At 46.1% G+C, this 14,711-nt stretch carries 16 protein-coding genes and 2 pseudogenes; 8 read left to right on the top strand and 10 right to left on the bottom strand.

Annotation, left to right across the window (positions count from 1 at the left end; all coding sequences use genetic code 11):
• The 3 genes and pseudogenes from I3254_RS06680 to I3254_RS06670 all read left to right on the top strand — a co-directional run.
• Window positions 1–757, top strand: a 757-nt coding sequence (locus tag I3254_RS06680; RefSeq protein ID WP_223542817.1) for a DUF3363 domain-containing protein, incomplete at its 5' end; no start/stop codon positions are given.
• A 216-nt stretch (window positions 758–973) separates the two neighbouring features.
• On the top strand, window positions 974–2,188 hold the full coding sequence (gene floR / locus I3254_RS06675) for a chloramphenicol/florfenicol efflux MFS transporter FloR (RefSeq protein ID WP_000214122.1): 1,215 nt from the start codon (window positions 974–976) through the stop codon (window positions 2,186–2,188).
• 27 nt (window positions 2,189–2,215) lie between these two features.
• Window positions 2,216–2,335, top strand: a pseudogene (locus I3254_RS06670) (LysR family transcriptional regulator); the annotation flags it as partial.
• On the opposite strand, the pseudogene I3254_RS06665 reads toward I3254_RS06670, so the two are convergent.
• A pseudogene (locus tag I3254_RS06665) lies at window positions 2,336–3,084 on the bottom strand (IS4-like element ISAba1 family transposase); the annotation flags it as partial.
• An 89-nt stretch (window positions 3,085–3,173) separates the two neighbouring features.
• Here I3254_RS06665 and sul2 point away from each other — a divergent pair.
• The 5 genes from sul2 (at window position 3,174) to I3254_RS06640 (ending at window position 6,985) form a co-directional block, all read left to right on the top strand.
• On the top strand, window positions 3,174–3,989 hold the full coding sequence (gene sul2 / locus I3254_RS06660; protein WP_238052186.1) for a sulfonamide-resistant dihydropteroate synthase Sul2: 816 nt from the start codon (window positions 3,174–3,176) through the stop codon (window positions 3,987–3,989).
• Between the two features lie 86 nt (window positions 3,990–4,075).
• The gene (locus tag I3254_RS06655; RefSeq protein ID WP_051626581.1) at window positions 4,076–4,330 is read left to right on the top strand and encodes a phosphoglucosamine mutase; all 255 of its coding nucleotides are present in this window, start codon (window positions 4,076–4,078) and stop codon (window positions 4,328–4,330) included.
• A gap of 7 nt (window positions 4,331–4,337) precedes the next feature.
• The gene (locus tag I3254_RS06650) at window positions 4,338–5,270 is read left to right on the top strand and encodes an IS5-like element IS17 family transposase (protein WP_099475569.1); all 933 of its coding nucleotides are present in this window, start codon (window positions 4,338–4,340) and stop codon (window positions 5,268–5,270) included.
• Between the two features lie 75 nt (window positions 5,271–5,345).
• Window positions 5,346–6,149: an aminoglycoside O-phosphotransferase APH(3'')-Ib gene (gene aph(3'')-Ib, locus I3254_RS06645; protein ID WP_001082319.1), complete on the top strand. Its 804-nt coding sequence runs from the start codon at window positions 5,346–5,348 to the stop codon at window positions 6,147–6,149.
• Entirely contained in the window at window positions 6,149–6,985 is an 837-nt protein-coding gene (locus I3254_RS06640; RefSeq protein WP_000480968.1) for an aminoglycoside O-phosphotransferase APH(6)-Id, read from the top strand. Before aph(3'')-Ib ends, I3254_RS06640 begins: the two co-directional genes overlap by 1 nt.
• 1,360 nt (window positions 6,986–8,345) lie before the next feature.
• Here I3254_RS06640 and I3254_RS06635 read toward each other — a convergent pair.
• The 9 genes from I3254_RS06635 to I3254_RS06600 all read right to left on the bottom strand — a co-directional run bounded on the left by I3254_RS06635 (window position 8,346) and on the right by I3254_RS06600 (window position 14,574).
• Window positions 8,346–9,314: a DNA-binding protein gene (locus tag I3254_RS06635; protein WP_058025952.1), complete on the bottom strand. Its 969-nt coding sequence runs from the start codon at window positions 9,312–9,314 to the stop codon at window positions 8,346–8,348.
• A gap of 128 nt (window positions 9,315–9,442) precedes the next feature.
• Window positions 9,443–9,571, bottom strand: a complete 129-nt coding sequence (locus tag I3254_RS14310) for a BrnA antitoxin family protein (protein WP_143007432.1) — start codon at window positions 9,569–9,571, stop codon at window positions 9,443–9,445.
• Window positions 9,572–9,845: 274 nt separating this feature from the next.
• On the bottom strand, window positions 9,846–11,096 hold the full coding sequence (locus I3254_RS06630; protein ID WP_181718483.1) for a replication initiation protein: 1,251 nt from the start codon (window positions 11,094–11,096) through the stop codon (window positions 9,846–9,848).
• A gap of 536 nt (window positions 11,097–11,632) precedes the next feature.
• Window positions 11,633–11,887, bottom strand: coding sequence for a Txe/YoeB family addiction module toxin (locus tag I3254_RS06625; RefSeq protein ID WP_025652646.1), 255 nt, complete (start codon window positions 11,885–11,887; stop codon window positions 11,633–11,635).
• A complete protein-coding gene (locus tag I3254_RS06620) occupies window positions 11,884–12,174 on the bottom strand; it encodes a type II toxin-antitoxin system prevent-host-death family antitoxin (RefSeq protein ID WP_025652647.1) in 291 nt (96 codons plus the stop codon). The genes I3254_RS06625 and I3254_RS06620 overlap by 4 nt, the downstream gene beginning before the upstream one ends.
• Before the next feature lie 92 nt (window positions 12,175–12,266).
• The gene (locus I3254_RS06615; RefSeq protein WP_025652648.1) at window positions 12,267–12,500 is read right to left on the bottom strand and encodes a type II toxin-antitoxin system RelB/DinJ family antitoxin; all 234 of its coding nucleotides are present in this window, start codon (window positions 12,498–12,500) and stop codon (window positions 12,267–12,269) included.
• Window positions 12,501–12,580: 80 nt separating this feature from the next.
• Window positions 12,581–13,537: a replication initiation protein gene (locus I3254_RS06610; protein WP_025652649.1), complete on the bottom strand. Its 957-nt coding sequence runs from the start codon at window positions 13,535–13,537 to the stop codon at window positions 12,581–12,583.
• A 326-nt stretch (window positions 13,538–13,863) separates the two neighbouring features.
• Window positions 13,864–14,034 carry a hypothetical protein gene (locus I3254_RS06605; protein WP_156410067.1) on the bottom strand — a complete coding sequence of 57 codons (171 nt, stop codon included), beginning with the start codon at window positions 14,032–14,034 and terminating at the stop codon, window positions 13,864–13,866.
• Between the two features lie 198 nt (window positions 14,035–14,232).
• Entirely contained in the window at window positions 14,233–14,574 is a 342-nt protein-coding gene (locus I3254_RS06600) for a hypothetical protein (RefSeq protein ID WP_025652650.1), read from the bottom strand.
• Window positions 14,575–14,711: the final 137 nt, after the last annotated feature.

Genomic DNA, 14,711 nt, shown 5'->3' with positions numbered 1-14,711 from the left:
CAGGGGTGTCGAAAGAGTCAACTGCGGTCCAAAGCTGTTGGACTTGGGTGAAAAGGGCGTTTATTCTTCCTATACGTGCCGCGTTCCAGGCGGCGACTATGAGGGCTATGTCGATGCCCATGTGCGCCGGCTGGAGGCGCTACGCCGGGCCGGTATCGTCGAGCGGATCGACGCCGACCAATGGCGCATCCCCGATGATCTGGTCAGCCGTGCCGCCGCCCATGACGCCGGCCGAGACAGTCAGGCCAGCGTTCGCGTCCTTTCCCCGGTCGATCTGAACAAACAGATCGGATCGGACGGCGCGACCTGGCTGGACCGGCGGCTGATCCACGGCGAGACGGCCGACCTTGCGCCAACCGGCTTCGGGCAACAAGTCCGCGAAGCCATGGACCAGCGCCGCGAGCACCATATCGAACAGGGCGACGCCACCCGCAGCCGGGACAGCCGCGTCTTCTACCGGCGCAACCTTCTCGCCATCCTGCGGGAGCGCGAGGTAGCCGGCGTCGGATCGGATATGGCTTTGAGTAAGGGCCTGCCGTTCCGCGCCGCCACGGACGGCGAGAGCGTCAGCGGCAAGTTTACCGGAACCGTGCATCTATCGAGCGGCAAGTTCGCCGTGGTCGAGAAATCCCATGAGTTCACCCTTGTCCCGTGGCGGCCGATCATCGACCGCCAACTCGGCCGCGAGGTTATGGGCATCGTGCAGGGCGGGTCGGTGTCGTGGCAGTTAGGGCGGCAGAGGGGGCTGGAACGCTGAGTGCGCCCATGCCGCATTGCGAAGCAAAAGATAATCGGATAAAATGTAGCAATTCATATTCGTAAGCGTGGAGTAATCAGATGGGAAATTCCAAGTCAGCAGACAAGTAAGCCGCAACAACCAGTATTGTTGTTGCGGCGCTCTGTAAGGCTAGTCTCATCTGATTGCTGACGAGCAGACGTCGCCCGGTATTCCTTAATCGAGGGTTAATTCGTCATGACCACCACACGCCCCGCGTGGGCCTATACGCTGCCGGCAGCACTGCTGCTGATGGCTCCTTTCGACATCCTCGCTTCACTGGCGATGGATATTTATCTCCCTGTCGTTCCAGCGATGCCCGGCATCCTGAACACGACGCCCGCTATGATCCAACTCACGTTGAGCCTCTATATGGTGATGCTCGGCGTGGGCCAGGTGATTTTTGGTCCGCTCTCAGACAGAATCGGGCGACGGCCAATTCTACTTGCGGGCGCAACGGCTTTCGTCATTGCGTCTCTGGGAGCAGCTTGGTCTTCAACTGCACCGGCCTTTGTCGCTTTCCGTCTACTTCAAGCAGTGGGCGCGTCGGCCATGCTGGTGGCGACGTTCGCGACGGTTCGCGACGTTTATGCCAACCGTCCTGAGGGTGTCGTCATCTACGGCCTTTTCAGTTCGATGCTGGCGTTCGTGCCTGCGCTCGGCCCTATCGCCGGAGTATTGATCGGCGAGTTCTTGGGATGGCAGGCGATATTCATTACTTTGGCTATACTGGCGATGCTCGCACTCCTAAATGCGGGTTTCAGGTGGCACGAAACCCGCCCTCTGGATCAAGTCAAGACGCGCCGATCTGTCTTGCCGATCTTCGCGAGTCCGGCTTTTTGGGTTTACACTGTCGGCTTTAGCGCCGGTATGGGCACCTACTTCGTCTTCTTCTCGACGGCTCCCCGTGTGCTCATAGGCCAAGCGGAATATTCCGAGATCGGATTCAGCTTTGCCTTCGCCACTGTCGCGCTTGTAATGATCGTGACAACCCGTTTCGCGAAGTCCTTTGTCGCCAGATGGGGCATCGCAGGATGCGTGGCGCGTGGGATGGCGTTGCTTGTTTGCGGAGCGGTCCTGTTGGGGATCGGCGAACTTTACGGCTCGCCGTCATTCCTCACCTTCATCCTACCGATGTGGGTTGTCGCGGTCGGTATTGTCTTCACGGTGTCCGTTACCGCGAACGGCGCTTTGGCAGAGTTCGACGACATCGCGGGATCAGCGGTCGCGTTCTACTTCTGCGTTCAAAGCCTGATAGTCAGCATTGTCGGGACATTGGCGGTGGCACTTTTAAACGGTGACACAGCGTGGCCCGTGATCTGTTACGCCACGGCGATGGCGGTACTGGTTTCGTTGGGGCTGGTGCTCCTTCGGCTCCGTGGGGCTGCCACCGAGAAGTCGCCAGTCGTCTAACCGACGACTGGTAGCAGGCCCGCTCCGATGCGGCGCACTAACCATCGAAACCTCGTGAATGTCGGTATCCTGTCTGGCAGGATACCGCTCATTTCCCTTGTTCAGTTCATCGCCGTCGCCGAGCATCTGAATTTTCGGCATGCGGCCATAATCCTGAATAGCATTGGCATTAAACTGAGGAGAAACGACGAGTAAAAGCTCTCCATTTTCTAACTGTAGTGCACTTATATATAGTTTCACCCGACCAACCAAAATCCGTCGTTTACGACATTCAATTTGACCAACTTTAAGATGGCGAAATAAATCACTAATTTTATGATTCTTTCCTAAATGATTGGTGACAATGAAGTTTTTTTAACACGAATGCAGAAGTTGATGTCTTGTTCAATTAACCATGTAAACCACTGCTCACCGATAAACTCTCTGTCTGCGAACACATTCACAATACGGTCTTTACCAAAAATGGCTATAAAGCGTTGAATCAAAGCAATACGCTCTTTCGTATCTGAATTTCCACGTTTATTAAGCAATGTCCAAAGGATAGGTATCGCTATTCCACGATAAACGATTGCGAGCATCAGGATATTAATATTTCGTTTTCCCCATTTCCAATTGGTTCTATCTAAAGTCAGTTGCACTTGGTCGAATGAAAACATATTGAAAATCAACTGAGAAATTTGACGATAATCAAAATACTGACCTGCAAAGAAGCGCTGCATACGTCGATAAAATGATTGTGGTAAACACTTGATGGGCAAGGCTTTAGATGCAGAAGAAAGATTACATGTTTGCTTTAAAATAATCACAAGCATGATGAGCGCAAAGCACTTTAAATGTGACTTGTTCCATTTTAGAGATTTGTTTAAGATAAGATATAACTCATTGAGATGTGTCATAGTATTCGTCGTTAGAAAACAATTATTGTGACATTATTTCAATGAGTTATCTATTTTTGTCGTGTACAGAGATTATTATAGAAGCCCCCATGAATAAATCGCTCATCATTTTCGGCATCGTCAACATAACCTCGGACAGTTTCTCCGATGGAGGCCGGTATCTGGCGCCAGACGCAGCCATTGCGCAGGCGCGTAAGCTGATGGCCGAGGGGGCAGATGTGATCGACCTCGGTCCGGCATCCAGCAATCCCGACGCCGCGCCTGTTTCGTCCGACACAGAAATCGCGCGTATCGCGCCGGTGCTGGACGCGCTCAAGGCAGATGGCATTCCCGTCTCGCTCGACAGTTATCAACCCGCGACGCAAGCCTATGCCTTGTCGCGTGGTGTGGCCTATCTCAATGATATTCGCGGTTTTCCAGACGCTGCGTTCTATCCGCAATTGGCGAAATCATCTGCCAAACTCGTCGTTATGCATTCGGTGCAAGACGGGCAGGCAGATCGGCGCGAGGCACCCGCTGGCGACATCATGGATCACATTACGGCGTTCTTTGACGCGCGCATCGCGGCGCTGACGGGTGCCGGTATCAAACGCAACCGCCTTGTCCTTGATCCCGGCATGGGGTTTTTTCTGGGGGCTGCTCCCGAAACCTCGCTCTCGGTGCTGGCGCGGTTCGATGAATTGCGGCTGCGCTTCGATTTGCCGGTGCTTCTGTCTGTTTCGCGCAAATCCTTTCTGCGCGCGCTCACAGGCCGTGGTCCGGGGGATGTCGGGGCCGCGACACTCGCTGCAGAGCTTGCCGCCGCCGCAGGTGGAGCTGACTTCATCCGCACACACGAGCCGCGCCCCTTGCGCGACGGGCTGGCGGTATTGGCGGCGCTGAAAGAAACCGCAAGAATTCGTTAACTGCACATTCGGGATATTTCTCTATATTCGCGGTTCAGCAGGCATGTCCCCTTTGAGGGCGACCCGACGACAGGATAATCGACCTTATGGTGCGCAAATATTTCGGCACAGACGGTATTCGTGGCAAAGCCAACGAAGGCGCGATGACGGCGGAAACCGCCTTGCGCGTCGGCATGGCGGCTGGCCGTGTCTTTCGTCGCGGTGACCACCGCCATCGTGTCGTGATCGGCAAGGATACGCGCCTGTCGGGCTATATGCTTGAACCCGCGCTCACAGCCGGTTTCACCTCGATGGGGCTTTGTTGCACAAACCTATCTGTAAAGGCTTTTTCAGCGATATAATTTTCAAATGAAGAAGCCTACACACAAAATCTACCGCACAACCAATTGGCCCGCATATAACCGAGCACTCATGAGTCGCGGAAATATTGCCATTTGGTTTGATCCTGCTACGCAATGGTATGCTCCATCAAAAGGCAAACAAGGGCGAAATCAAACCTACTCCGACGCAGCTATCCAATGCTGCTTAATGATTAAATCTCTATTCCGTTTGTCTTTACGTATGGTCACTGGCTTTGTGCAAAGTCTGATTAAACTTTGCGGATTAAATTGGACCGCACCAGATTACAGTACGCTTTGTAGAAGACAAAAGCATATTGATATTGCAATCAGCTACCAAAAAAGTAGCGATGGGCTGCATCTACTCGTAGACTCTACAGGCATGAAGTTTCTAGGTGAGGGCGAATGGAAACGCAAGAAACATGGAGCTGAATATCGTCGCCAATGGCGTAAACTACATATTGGTATAGATGCCAAAACCCTACAAATACGCGCTATTCAGCTCACAACCAATAATGTCAGTGATTCACAGGTGCTTGGTGATTTACTTAATCAGATTCCACAAGATGAGCAGATTGACTCTGTTTATACCGATGGAGCTTATGACACCAAGCAATGCCGTCAGGTCATTGCAGATCGGCAAGCGCATGCGGTGATTCCACCTAGAAAAAATGCGAAACCATGGAAAGATACAAAGAGTAGCTCGCTAGAGCGAAATGAATTACTTCGAACAGTTAAACATTTAGGCAGGACATTATGGAAAAAATGGTCAGGCTATCATCGCCGCAGTTTGGTGGAAACCAAGATGCATTGCATCAAATTATTAGGCGATAAATTAATGGCAAGAAGCTTTCCTAGTCAGGTGAATGAGATCCATGCACGTGTAGCAGTCCTTAACAGATTTACGGAATTAGGTCGCCCACTTACCCAAGTTACGCCTTAAATTTGGATCAATTAGGGGCGCTTTGCATTTCAAATCTTTGTGCAACAAAGCCTCAGAAAACTGAAGGAACCTCCATTGAATCGAACTAATATTTTTTTTGGTGAATCGCATTCTGACTGGTTGCCTGTCAGAGGCGGAGAATCTGGTGATTTTGTTTTTCGACGTGGTGACGGGCATGCCTTCGCGAAAATCGCACCTGCTTCCCGCCGCGGTGAGCTCGCTGGAGAGCGTGACCGCCTCATTTGGCTCAAAGGTCGAGGTGTGGCTTGCCCCGAGGTCATCAACTGGCAGGAGGAACAGGAGGGTGCATGCTTGGTGATAACGGCAATTCCGGGAGTACCGGCGGCTGATCTGTCTGGAGCGGATTTGCTCAAAGCGTGGCCGTCAATGGGGCAGCAACTTGGCGCTGTTCACAGCCTATCGGTTGATCAATGTCCGTTTGAGCGCAGGCTGTCGCGAATGTTCGGACGCGCCGTTGATGTGGTGTCCCGCAATGCCGTCAATCCCGACTTCTTACCGGACGAGGACAAGAGTACGCCGCAGCTCGATCTTTTGGCTCGTGTCGAACGAGAGCTACCGGTGCGGCTCGACCAAGAGCGCACCGATATGGTTGTTTGCCATGGTGATCCCTGCATGCCGAACTTCATGGTGGACCCTAAAACTCTTCAATGCACGGGTCTGATCGACCTTGGGCGGCTCGGAACAGCAGATCGCTATGCCGATTTGGCACTCATGATTGCTAACGCCGAAGAGAACTGGGCAGCGCCAGATGAAGCAGAGCGCGCCTTCGCTGTCCTATTCAATGTATTGGGGATCGAAGCCCCCGACCGCGAACGCCTTGCCTTCTATCTGCGATTGGACCCTCTGACTTGGGGTTGATGTTCATGCCGCCTGTTTTTCCTGCTCATTGGCACGTTTCGCAACCTGTTCTCATTGCGGACACCTTTTCCAGCCTCGTTTGGAAAGTTTCATTGCCAGACGGGACTCCTGCAATCGTCAAGGGATTGAAACCTATAGAAGACATTGCTGATGAACTGCGCGGGGCCGACTATCTGGTATGGCGCAATGGGAGGGGAGCAGTCCGGTTGCTCGGTCGTGAGAACAATCTGATGTTGCTCGAATATGCCGGGGAGCGAATGCTCTCTCACATCGTTGCCGAGCACGGCGACTACCAGGCGACCGAAATTGCAGCGGAACTAATGGCGAAGCTGTATGCCGCATCTGAGGAACCCCTGCCTTCTGCCCTTCTCCCGATCCGGGATCGCTTTGCAGCTTTGTTTCAGCGGGCGCGCGATGATCAAAACGCAGGTTGTCAAACTGACTACGTCCACGCGGCGATTATAGCCGATCAAATGATGAGCAATGCCTCGGAACTGCGTGGGCTACATGGCGATCTGCATCATGAAAACATCATGTTCTCCAGTCGCGGCTGGCTGGTGATAGATCCCGTCGGTCTGGTCGGTGAAGTGGGCTTTGGCGCCGCCAATATGTTCTACGATCCGGCTGACAGAGACGACCTTTGTCTCGATCCTAGACGCATTGCACAGATGGCGGACGCATTCTCTCGTGCGCTGGACGTCGATCCGCGTCGCCTGCTCGACCAGGCGTACGCTTATGGGTGCCTTTCCGCAGCTTGGAACGCGGATGGAGAAGAGGAGCAACGCGATCTAGCTATCGCGGCCGCGATCAAGCAGGTGCGACAGACGTCATACTAGATATCAAGCGACTTCTCCTATCCCCTGGGAACACATCAATCTTACCGGAGAATATCGTTGGCCAAAGCCTTAGCGTAGGATTTCGCCCTCTCCCGCAAACGACCCCTAGCTTAGTCTTGAATGTTGGTTAGTATAGTTTCATTAGTGTGCTTTTTATGACATGACCACATAAAGGTGTAATCGTTTAATGCTTCAATCAGCATACGAACGGCGCGTTCTTTAATCTCAGGAGTGTAGGTTTGTCTTTTCATTATCGTATTCTCTCAGAAAGATGATTTACCGCTTCTTAACAGCGCGTGTAAAACCTTGCATCTGACGACTAAGCCGGTCTTCATAGTAAACTATCCCAGTATTGTCAGAAACTTAACGTCTTGTGAGGATGTACTAAGTGCTAACTTCAAAATGGTTGAAATACCTACGCTAAATGACGACAAAAAAAGCCTAAGCAATCTAATGAAAAAGTAGATAATAAAAACCCAATCTACATGACAAACAAAAAAATGCCTCTGGGAGTTGACTCCCAGAGGCATTTAGTTTTAAATATAGCTAACGGTTACAGCGTGTTGACGCACACTGTAACGAACAAATAAGCACCTGAACTGCGTTATTTGAACAGCATTAAATGCCCGTGTAGGTGCATTTTATCCAAAATTTGCTTTCATATCAACTTTATTCACTATACATTTTAAAAACCGCTTGTTCGCTCGTTACATCCTCGTGCTGCTCTCTTTATAACCGTTACCCGTCAAATGGGTGGCAGGCTAAGGCGACGACTGCGTTTGACAGAAGGGTAAAGCTCTCGACAGGGGGTTCTAGACATATTGAGCAACGCAATGAGTGGTTATTTGTGCATATCGTAGCGGTATATTGGGTGTATTGCCCTTGCTAGCGTATGACAGCACAGTAGCGGTTAAGAGCGTGTCTAGGCGGTGCTATCAGCCGTAATCTTAACAACCGTAGCTTGATACAGTGATACGGTCTTGATGACGCGATGGGCGATGAAGTCGGCATGACTAATCACATCAAATCCAAGGAATGCACTAAAGTGTTTGTGAGTATGCTAGAAAATACTCATAGATGCTTTAGGGTGAGTGTTCCTTGAAATCTGCTCAAGGCTCCAAAATCAGCATCGGAACTTACTTAGGCTAATTTAAATAGTATATAGCCCACTAGGCTATATACTATTAGACTTCAGAGAAAAATTTAGAATAGTTCTTATACAACAGTCATTTATTCAGTGAGTCGATATTGTCATAGTTGATTCATAAGCTTAGTGTGAATAGAACGAGATCTACGCTTTAGGTAAAGTCTCTTCCTAGCTCATAACTATTCTTTATCTTGGAACCTTGAATACTTTTATTTAATCAACATCCAAGGCGTTATCTTTGTTTTGAATAAGTATTAGATTATCTTGAGCTTTCTTGAGTTTATTTTGTAACACAGTCACTTGTTCTTGTTCTGATAGGTGACGGCTCGATAGCTCGCCATATTGCTTATTCAATATACTATGTTCAGCTTCAAGTTTAGCCTGTATTTGAGTCAGCTGCTCATAAAGTCCTGATAGCTTATCACGTTCAAAGGTTACCGCCTTTAGCTCTCCTTTGATCTCTGCGGTAGCAGTTTGTATCTCATTGCGTTCAGCTGTGACCGTCTTTAGCTCTGACTTAGTGGCTTTAAGCTCCGCCTTTAAACGTGCAATCTCTGCTTTATCGCTATCAGCTGTAGCTTTAAGCGTGGCTACCTCACCAAGACTACTAGTAAGCTCTACAGATTGCTTATCTAATGCGCTACGTGTCTCTACAAGCTGTGATTGTGCTGTTTCTGCTTTAGTTCGTTCAAGCTCTAATTGATGCTTAGTATCTGATAGCGTCTGTTTGGTAGCATCATGGTCAGCTGTGGCTTGCTGAGCCGCTTTAGTTGCTGTCTCCGCAGTAGTGGCCACTTCGTCCAGCTGCTGTAGTAGATCTGCTTGTTCACCCTCTAAGGTTTTAACTGCTTCTTGCGCTTCGTCCGTCTCTGCTTGTGCCTTAACCTTAACCACCTCTAGAGCTTCACGCTCCTTAGACAGCCTATCGTTCGCCATATCAATAGCTGTCTGCCACATATCAGCGCCAAGCGTGTGCAAGCGTTCAGTGATACCGCTAGGTAAATCCACTTGTTGCAGCTCTTGCTCTTCCTGCTGTTCTCGCTTCCAACTCTGCATCGCATCACTAATGGTAGTGAATGAGCCACCGCCTAGCGCCTTACGCACCTCTGCCAGTGTCGGCTTTATCCCTTGCTCCTGTAATCGGTCAGCTGCTGCATGAATATCTTGTGTGGTGAGTGCCATGATTTTGTATTCCTTGATAGTGCATTATAGTATGTTGTATATAGTATAATACAATATACAACATACTACAATGCAAGGTGTAAAAAAACCCCAAGTCGTCTTGAGGTCATGTGCTTGTTATTTAATGCCTAGTGATCGGTTAGGTATTCTTCTAGGGCATCGTTGATCATGTCTTGATAGTTACCGCCTGTTTGCTTAGCTCTGTCCTTGAATTTGGCAAGGATACTTGGGCTAATGACACTGGTTTCCGTAGACAACGCTTGAGATTTGATACTGCCACGGATCGCGCCTGACCAGTCGGTGACTTCTGGAATGTCCGATAAATCAATGTCGTCATCGCTAAGCGTGGCTAGATGCTCTGAATCTGCTTACTACTTAGCAGTTAGTGGCGGTAATTCGTCTATTTTATAGCTAACCTTGCTCATAATACTCCCTACTAAATCCTATAATATGCCTTGCATAAGAGACCGCACGAGTTCACTATCATCGACTCCCTTTGATGTGTGCGTCACAAGTGAGGTTAAAGCGCTGTTAATTGGCTCTTTTGAGCATATTTTTTATATGTAGCTTTTCATCAAAGTCGGTTAATTTTTTTAAGTAGCGCACATACTCTGCGTAGTATTCAGGTTTTGCCATACGCGCCTCGATCTCTTTTTGTGTCTCAACCGGCGTTTTAATCGATTGAGGAAAATTACTAACTACCTCATGCTTGTCTTTAAGTTTCCAACCATATTTTTTAATCTCAGCTGGACTAAACACTTTGACAATATCTTCAAGGCTTGTACTGCTGGTGTCCCGAATACAAAACACGATTTCACTGATTTCTCGGCCGATTTTGTTTTCTGTATAGCTAACCTTCAGCGGTGTGTGCTTCTCAACCTCTGCTATGGCTTTATCTAAGACCTTAGTTTTAAAGTCTGTGATTTTTCCATACTTGTCTGTGCAGTTGAATTTTTGGCGCAGATACGCAACTGAGTACGCTTTTTTACCACTCTGCAAGTGTAAACAGCTACTGACAAGCTCGAACATTAAAATACCGTAAGAGCCCAGCTCCACGATATAGCGCCTCTCGTACTTCGTGAACGTATTTGACTTATCAAATACAGTTAACATCTCAGTCACTGTATCTGTCAACGTCACCGCTATTCGCCCTTGACCCTTTAGATACTCACACTCAGCAACCCAACTGCTACCTTTTCTATTGACGACCTCATCTGCTTTGAAATCATAAAACCAAAACGCTTTTTGTAGCAAACTATCCGATAACTCACTTAGCAGCTGGTATGTACCATCTTTTTCGAGCCCATATTCTTTGGCAAACTCTGAAGCTGTCAACATAAACGTCCGCTGATTAGCATTTTTATCAACGGCAGCTCGAACCTTTGGCGATAAAAGCATGATCAGTCGTCTCTCGTTATGCGTCAAATCTGTAATCGCGTTTAATAATCTGTTTTGTAGCACAATCCAATTCGGTCCATAAACCCAGTTGCTATCGTCTTTTTTATCGGATGTTGTACTACTGGCATCTGAGCTTGCATTTTGAGGGGATTGTATAGGCTTTTGAATCTCTTCTTCAAAAGGCAATACCTCAAAATCAAAGTCAATAGGAATGGGCTCAATAATCTCAATAGAGGCGTTGAAATCATTTCTTGTGTATCTAATATGATTGATTAAAGCCTCACGCTCCTCTGGTGTCAGCGGTTTTTCAACGCGTACCCTGATTGTATGGCCAAAGTCTTGCCTAAGCTTGTCTTGAAAACCCTGCATTTCTTCAGGTGTCATATCCTAACCTATTTGTTTGGTTTTAACTAATATAACATATATGACGAAAAATTTTATAATTTTTCGTCATATACAAGGTATTTGTCTACCTAAAACAAGCTAAATGTCTACCTATACACTAAAACAACAAGGTATTTGTCTACCTATAACAAGGTTAACGTCGTCATTTAAATAAAAAAAATCCCCTGTAATACTTATAAATGAAGCGCTACAGAGGATTGGCGAAAAACGTATAAATCTGTTAAATCTGTATATATAAATTCAAAATAATATACGTGTATTTTTAGGTAAGAATAAAACAGCAACTATTTTATTCTGTGGTAACGTGATCAGAGGTATAGTCACCATTAGCAATTATATGGCGTCGTATGACCACATAAGGTTTGTTATCGAATGTTTAGGTCGAAATACTAACCAATATATTTAGACGTCTCTACAGAGCTTTCTCGTTCGTTTTAGGACACATAGCCAGAATGGAAAATAAAAAAGTGCCTGATTCTTAGGATCAAGCACTTTTGTGAACTAACACTGTTTACTTAATAATGATATCGGCACTGAACGATGATAATGGCATCATCTTGAACCTCATAAACCAGTCTATGCTCTTGATCAATGCGACGCGACCAATAGCCTGCCAGATCGTGTTTGAGTGGTTCAGGTTTACCAATACCCTCAAATGGGTCACGTTTGATGGCTTTAATCAGCTTACTTATTTGCTTGACCTTCTCTTTGCTGGTTTTTTGCCAGTATTCGTAGTCCTCCCACGCATCCTGTGTCCAAGATAAGATCAAGCGTCCACCTCATCATCACAAGTCAATAATGCGTCATCCGTATTGATGTCATGCTCGATTAAACGACCCGCCTTAGCATCGGCTATAGAGCGTCTGAGGCGCTTGGCATTAGTGGGGCTTTTTAGCAGATGAAGCGTTTCCTCATATGAATTAAACTCTTCTAAACTCATGAGTACCGCAGGTTTGGCGTTTTGTCTAGTAATCACGATCGGCGATTTGTCGGTATCTACCTTATCGATATATTTGGCTAGGCCCTTTCTAAAATCAGTGTAGTTCACAACATCCATAACGATTACTCCGTGTTTGGTCATCTTTATTTGTATGACTGATATTATATACCATATCTGTACTTATATCTGTACAGATATTTTACACTGATTTATTTATGGCGCTGGCCGCTCAATCCGTAATCACCCGCAGAAGTTTGTGGCGGCGTATTAAGATTAGAGGGTTTTTGATAATCAAAGGATAACGGCACGGTATTGGTTTGCGCCACTTGAGTTAAGAACAATTTGATTGCTTGAGACGGCGTTAATCCATAGCTTTCAAACACGGCAAAGGCGCTATCCTTGAGCTCTTGATCGAGCCTGATATTATAATTGGTTGTCGTCATGGCATTACAAATGGCTTATATATGTACGTACAATATAAACCATTTGTAATGCCAAAACTACTAAGCATGCTTTTTTCATATTATGATTTCTGCTTAGGGAACGTATAGCCTATCGCCAGTAAGTGCTTTTTGTGGGTCTTTAAAAAAGCTTCATCTCTTAATTGAGTGTGTAACCAGCTGATCACTTCTTGGGTACTTTTTCCTGAAGGCGCATAGCTACCAAATGGGGCATAGTTAGCCAATAGAGGCGCAAAACGGTCGATCTGTTTGACGGTTAAGGATGGTATATCTCTATTCTCATTATTCTGATTTAAGTCCTCCAGACTTTTTTTCTTGGTGGGCTTAGCTTTGACATTAAATTTTAGTCCTGTGACGGTACGACCACGTTTAACGTTTTCATAGGTGATTTTAATATCTGACTTTTCTGTTATTTCTTCAACGCTTGGGTTGATGACTCGACTTTTTAGGTTGTTAATACGTTCGTAAGATTTAGAAAGAGCTAGCTCCTCTCTAATTTCTTCAAGTGACATTGTCCACGAGCTCATTGCCTCATGTTTTTTGGCCAGATGGTATATATCTATTGAATATTCACCCTTCAGTTTAAGTACATCTTCTTTTTTATATTTAGTGAATGGATTATTTTCATCAAAAACCTTCAACATCAGTAGCACTTCATCTGTAAAACATAGAGACACATAGCCATCTTCATATATTGATCTGATGACCCACTGTACATTGACACGGCTACCGCGTTCATTTCTATAGCTAAAAAATCGCCTCATCATCGTTTCACTAGCATCTTTTAATTGAGTATAAGCAGAATCCACTTGAATGTTGCAAGCCTCTGCAAATGCTTTCGCGGTTATCTCTATAGTGTCTTTTTCAGTGGCATCTATCAAACGCACTACTGAACTAGCAAGCAACAGCAACCGTTTTTCATCAAGTGTCATTTCATAAAACGCTTGTAGAATACGATTTTGCATAACAACCCAATTTGCAGGGTATTTCTTCTCATATAAACCAACTTGGTTAGTCATATCTACGCCTTAATGCTCAAATCTATCTAATTGTAGCATAATACCTGCTGATTGTAGCTTTTAACCTAGCTGATTGTAGCATTAACCTAGCTGATTGTAGCATTAACCTAGCTGATTGTAGCTTTATAGATCTTGAAGCCCTTAATTGGTAAGGTCTGAGAGCGTCCTAAAAGTCTTTAAAAGTCTTTAAAAGTAAAAAATATGTTTTTATATTAAATAATAGGAAAAAAACCAAAAAACCGACGGATTTAAGATGATAATTTGATCGACCAATCACTTATAAAACTTATCAGTAGCTCAGAATGCAATTGTCCATTTACTTGATGTTAATCCTCGTTCACATAGTTCGGATCAAGCTTGGATCTTTGAAAATCTTCAAAAGCATGGTCAAAGATATTTTGAATATCTTCATCTGTCATTCTGGACAACCCTGTTTTCACATTCTCAATATCAGTCTCATTTTTTGTAGATAGTTTGTCTTCATTTTCAGTAGCCATTATCGACACATCTGTAAACACTTATCAAACCGTTGCTAAAAAGCCTAGAAACCACTCTTATATACGTTTTACGCTCTGTCCGATACGATGGTAGCTAAAGCTATTCTAAAACGCTTAAAACAGCCGATAACCGTCTCCTAACCTTTCGCTAATTAGTAGACGATCCAGCTGTACCTTCAATTAGGTGATTTCGAGTAGCTACTGTGATGATGAATAAATATCAAGCAATGAACCGTGGTCACTGTCCTGACTGTTTTTAGGTGGTGTAAAGCTGCTTGGTACCACCTCAGCTTTACTTTGTATTTTATTGGCAATTGCTTTCAAAAATTCACGGTGCTTTTTCAAACGAGCATATTTTTCATTATCGTGTGCGTCTAAAAAAATAGCTTGCAGTTCATGATTATCATCATCGTCTAATGCGTTGGCCAACCACTCCCCCAATATTTTATGTGCTTCAAGCCTGTCCTGATCAATCTCTTTCTTAAGAGCCTGTAATTGCTTAATCTTATTTGCAAATAAATCATCTGATATTACTGACATTACCTCATCCTTTTTTTAGCCAACTATGATAGAGTTGATCCTAGCAGTACATACACAGGTATGCAAGGTAGTAAAATACACAAGACCACATCGTTTCGTGGGCGCAGTAGTATTTTAACCCTCTGTTAAGAGCGAAC

This window comes from Psychrobacter sp. Ps2, from assembly GCF_022129405.1.
Taxonomy (GTDB): domain Bacteria; phylum Pseudomonadota; class Gammaproteobacteria; order Pseudomonadales; family Moraxellaceae; genus Psychrobacter.
The sequence above is the reverse complement of the archived record's forward strand: the minus strand, read 5'-3'. Positions and strand labels throughout refer to the sequence as shown.

Excerpts from the sequence above, each read along its gene's own strand:
- floR (WP_000214122.1), top strand. The coding sequence starts at position 974 with ATGACCACCACACGCCCCGCGTGGGCCTATACGCTGCCGGCAGCACTG.
- sul2 (WP_238052186.1), top strand. The coding sequence starts at position 3,174 with ATGAATAAATCGCTCATCATTTTCGGCATCGTCAACATAACCTCGGAC.
- I3254_RS06655 (WP_051626581.1), top strand. The coding sequence starts at position 4,076 with ATGGTGCGCAAATATTTCGGCACAGACGGTATTCGTGGCAAAGCCAAC.
- I3254_RS06650 (WP_099475569.1), top strand. The coding sequence starts at position 4,338 with ATGAAGAAGCCTACACACAAAATCTACCGCACAACCAATTGGCCCGCA.
- I3254_RS06640 (WP_000480968.1), top strand. The coding sequence starts at position 6,149 with ATGTTCATGCCGCCTGTTTTTCCTGCTCATTGGCACGTTTCGCAACCT.
- I3254_RS06635 (WP_058025952.1), bottom strand. The coding sequence starts at position 9,314 with ATGGCACTCACCACACAAGATATTCATGCAGCAGCTGACCGATTACAG.
- I3254_RS06630 (WP_181718483.1), bottom strand. The coding sequence starts at position 11,096 with ATGACACCTGAAGAAATGCAGGGTTTTCAAGACAAGCTTAGGCAAGAC.
- I3254_RS06620 (WP_025652647.1), bottom strand. The coding sequence starts at position 12,174 with ATGGATGTTGTGAACTACACTGATTTTAGAAAGGGCCTAGCCAAATAT.
- I3254_RS06615 (WP_025652648.1), bottom strand. The coding sequence starts at position 12,500 with ATGACGACAACCAATTATAATATCAGGCTCGATCAAGAGCTCAAGGAT.
- I3254_RS06610 (WP_025652649.1), bottom strand. The coding sequence starts at position 13,537 with ATGACTAACCAAGTTGGTTTATATGAGAAGAAATACCCTGCAAATTGG.
- I3254_RS06605 (WP_156410067.1), bottom strand. The coding sequence starts at position 14,034 with ATGGCTACTGAAAATGAAGACAAACTATCTACAAAAAATGAGACTGAT.
- I3254_RS06600 (WP_025652650.1), bottom strand. The coding sequence starts at position 14,574 with ATGTCAGTAATATCAGATGATTTATTTGCAAATAAGATTAAGCAATTA.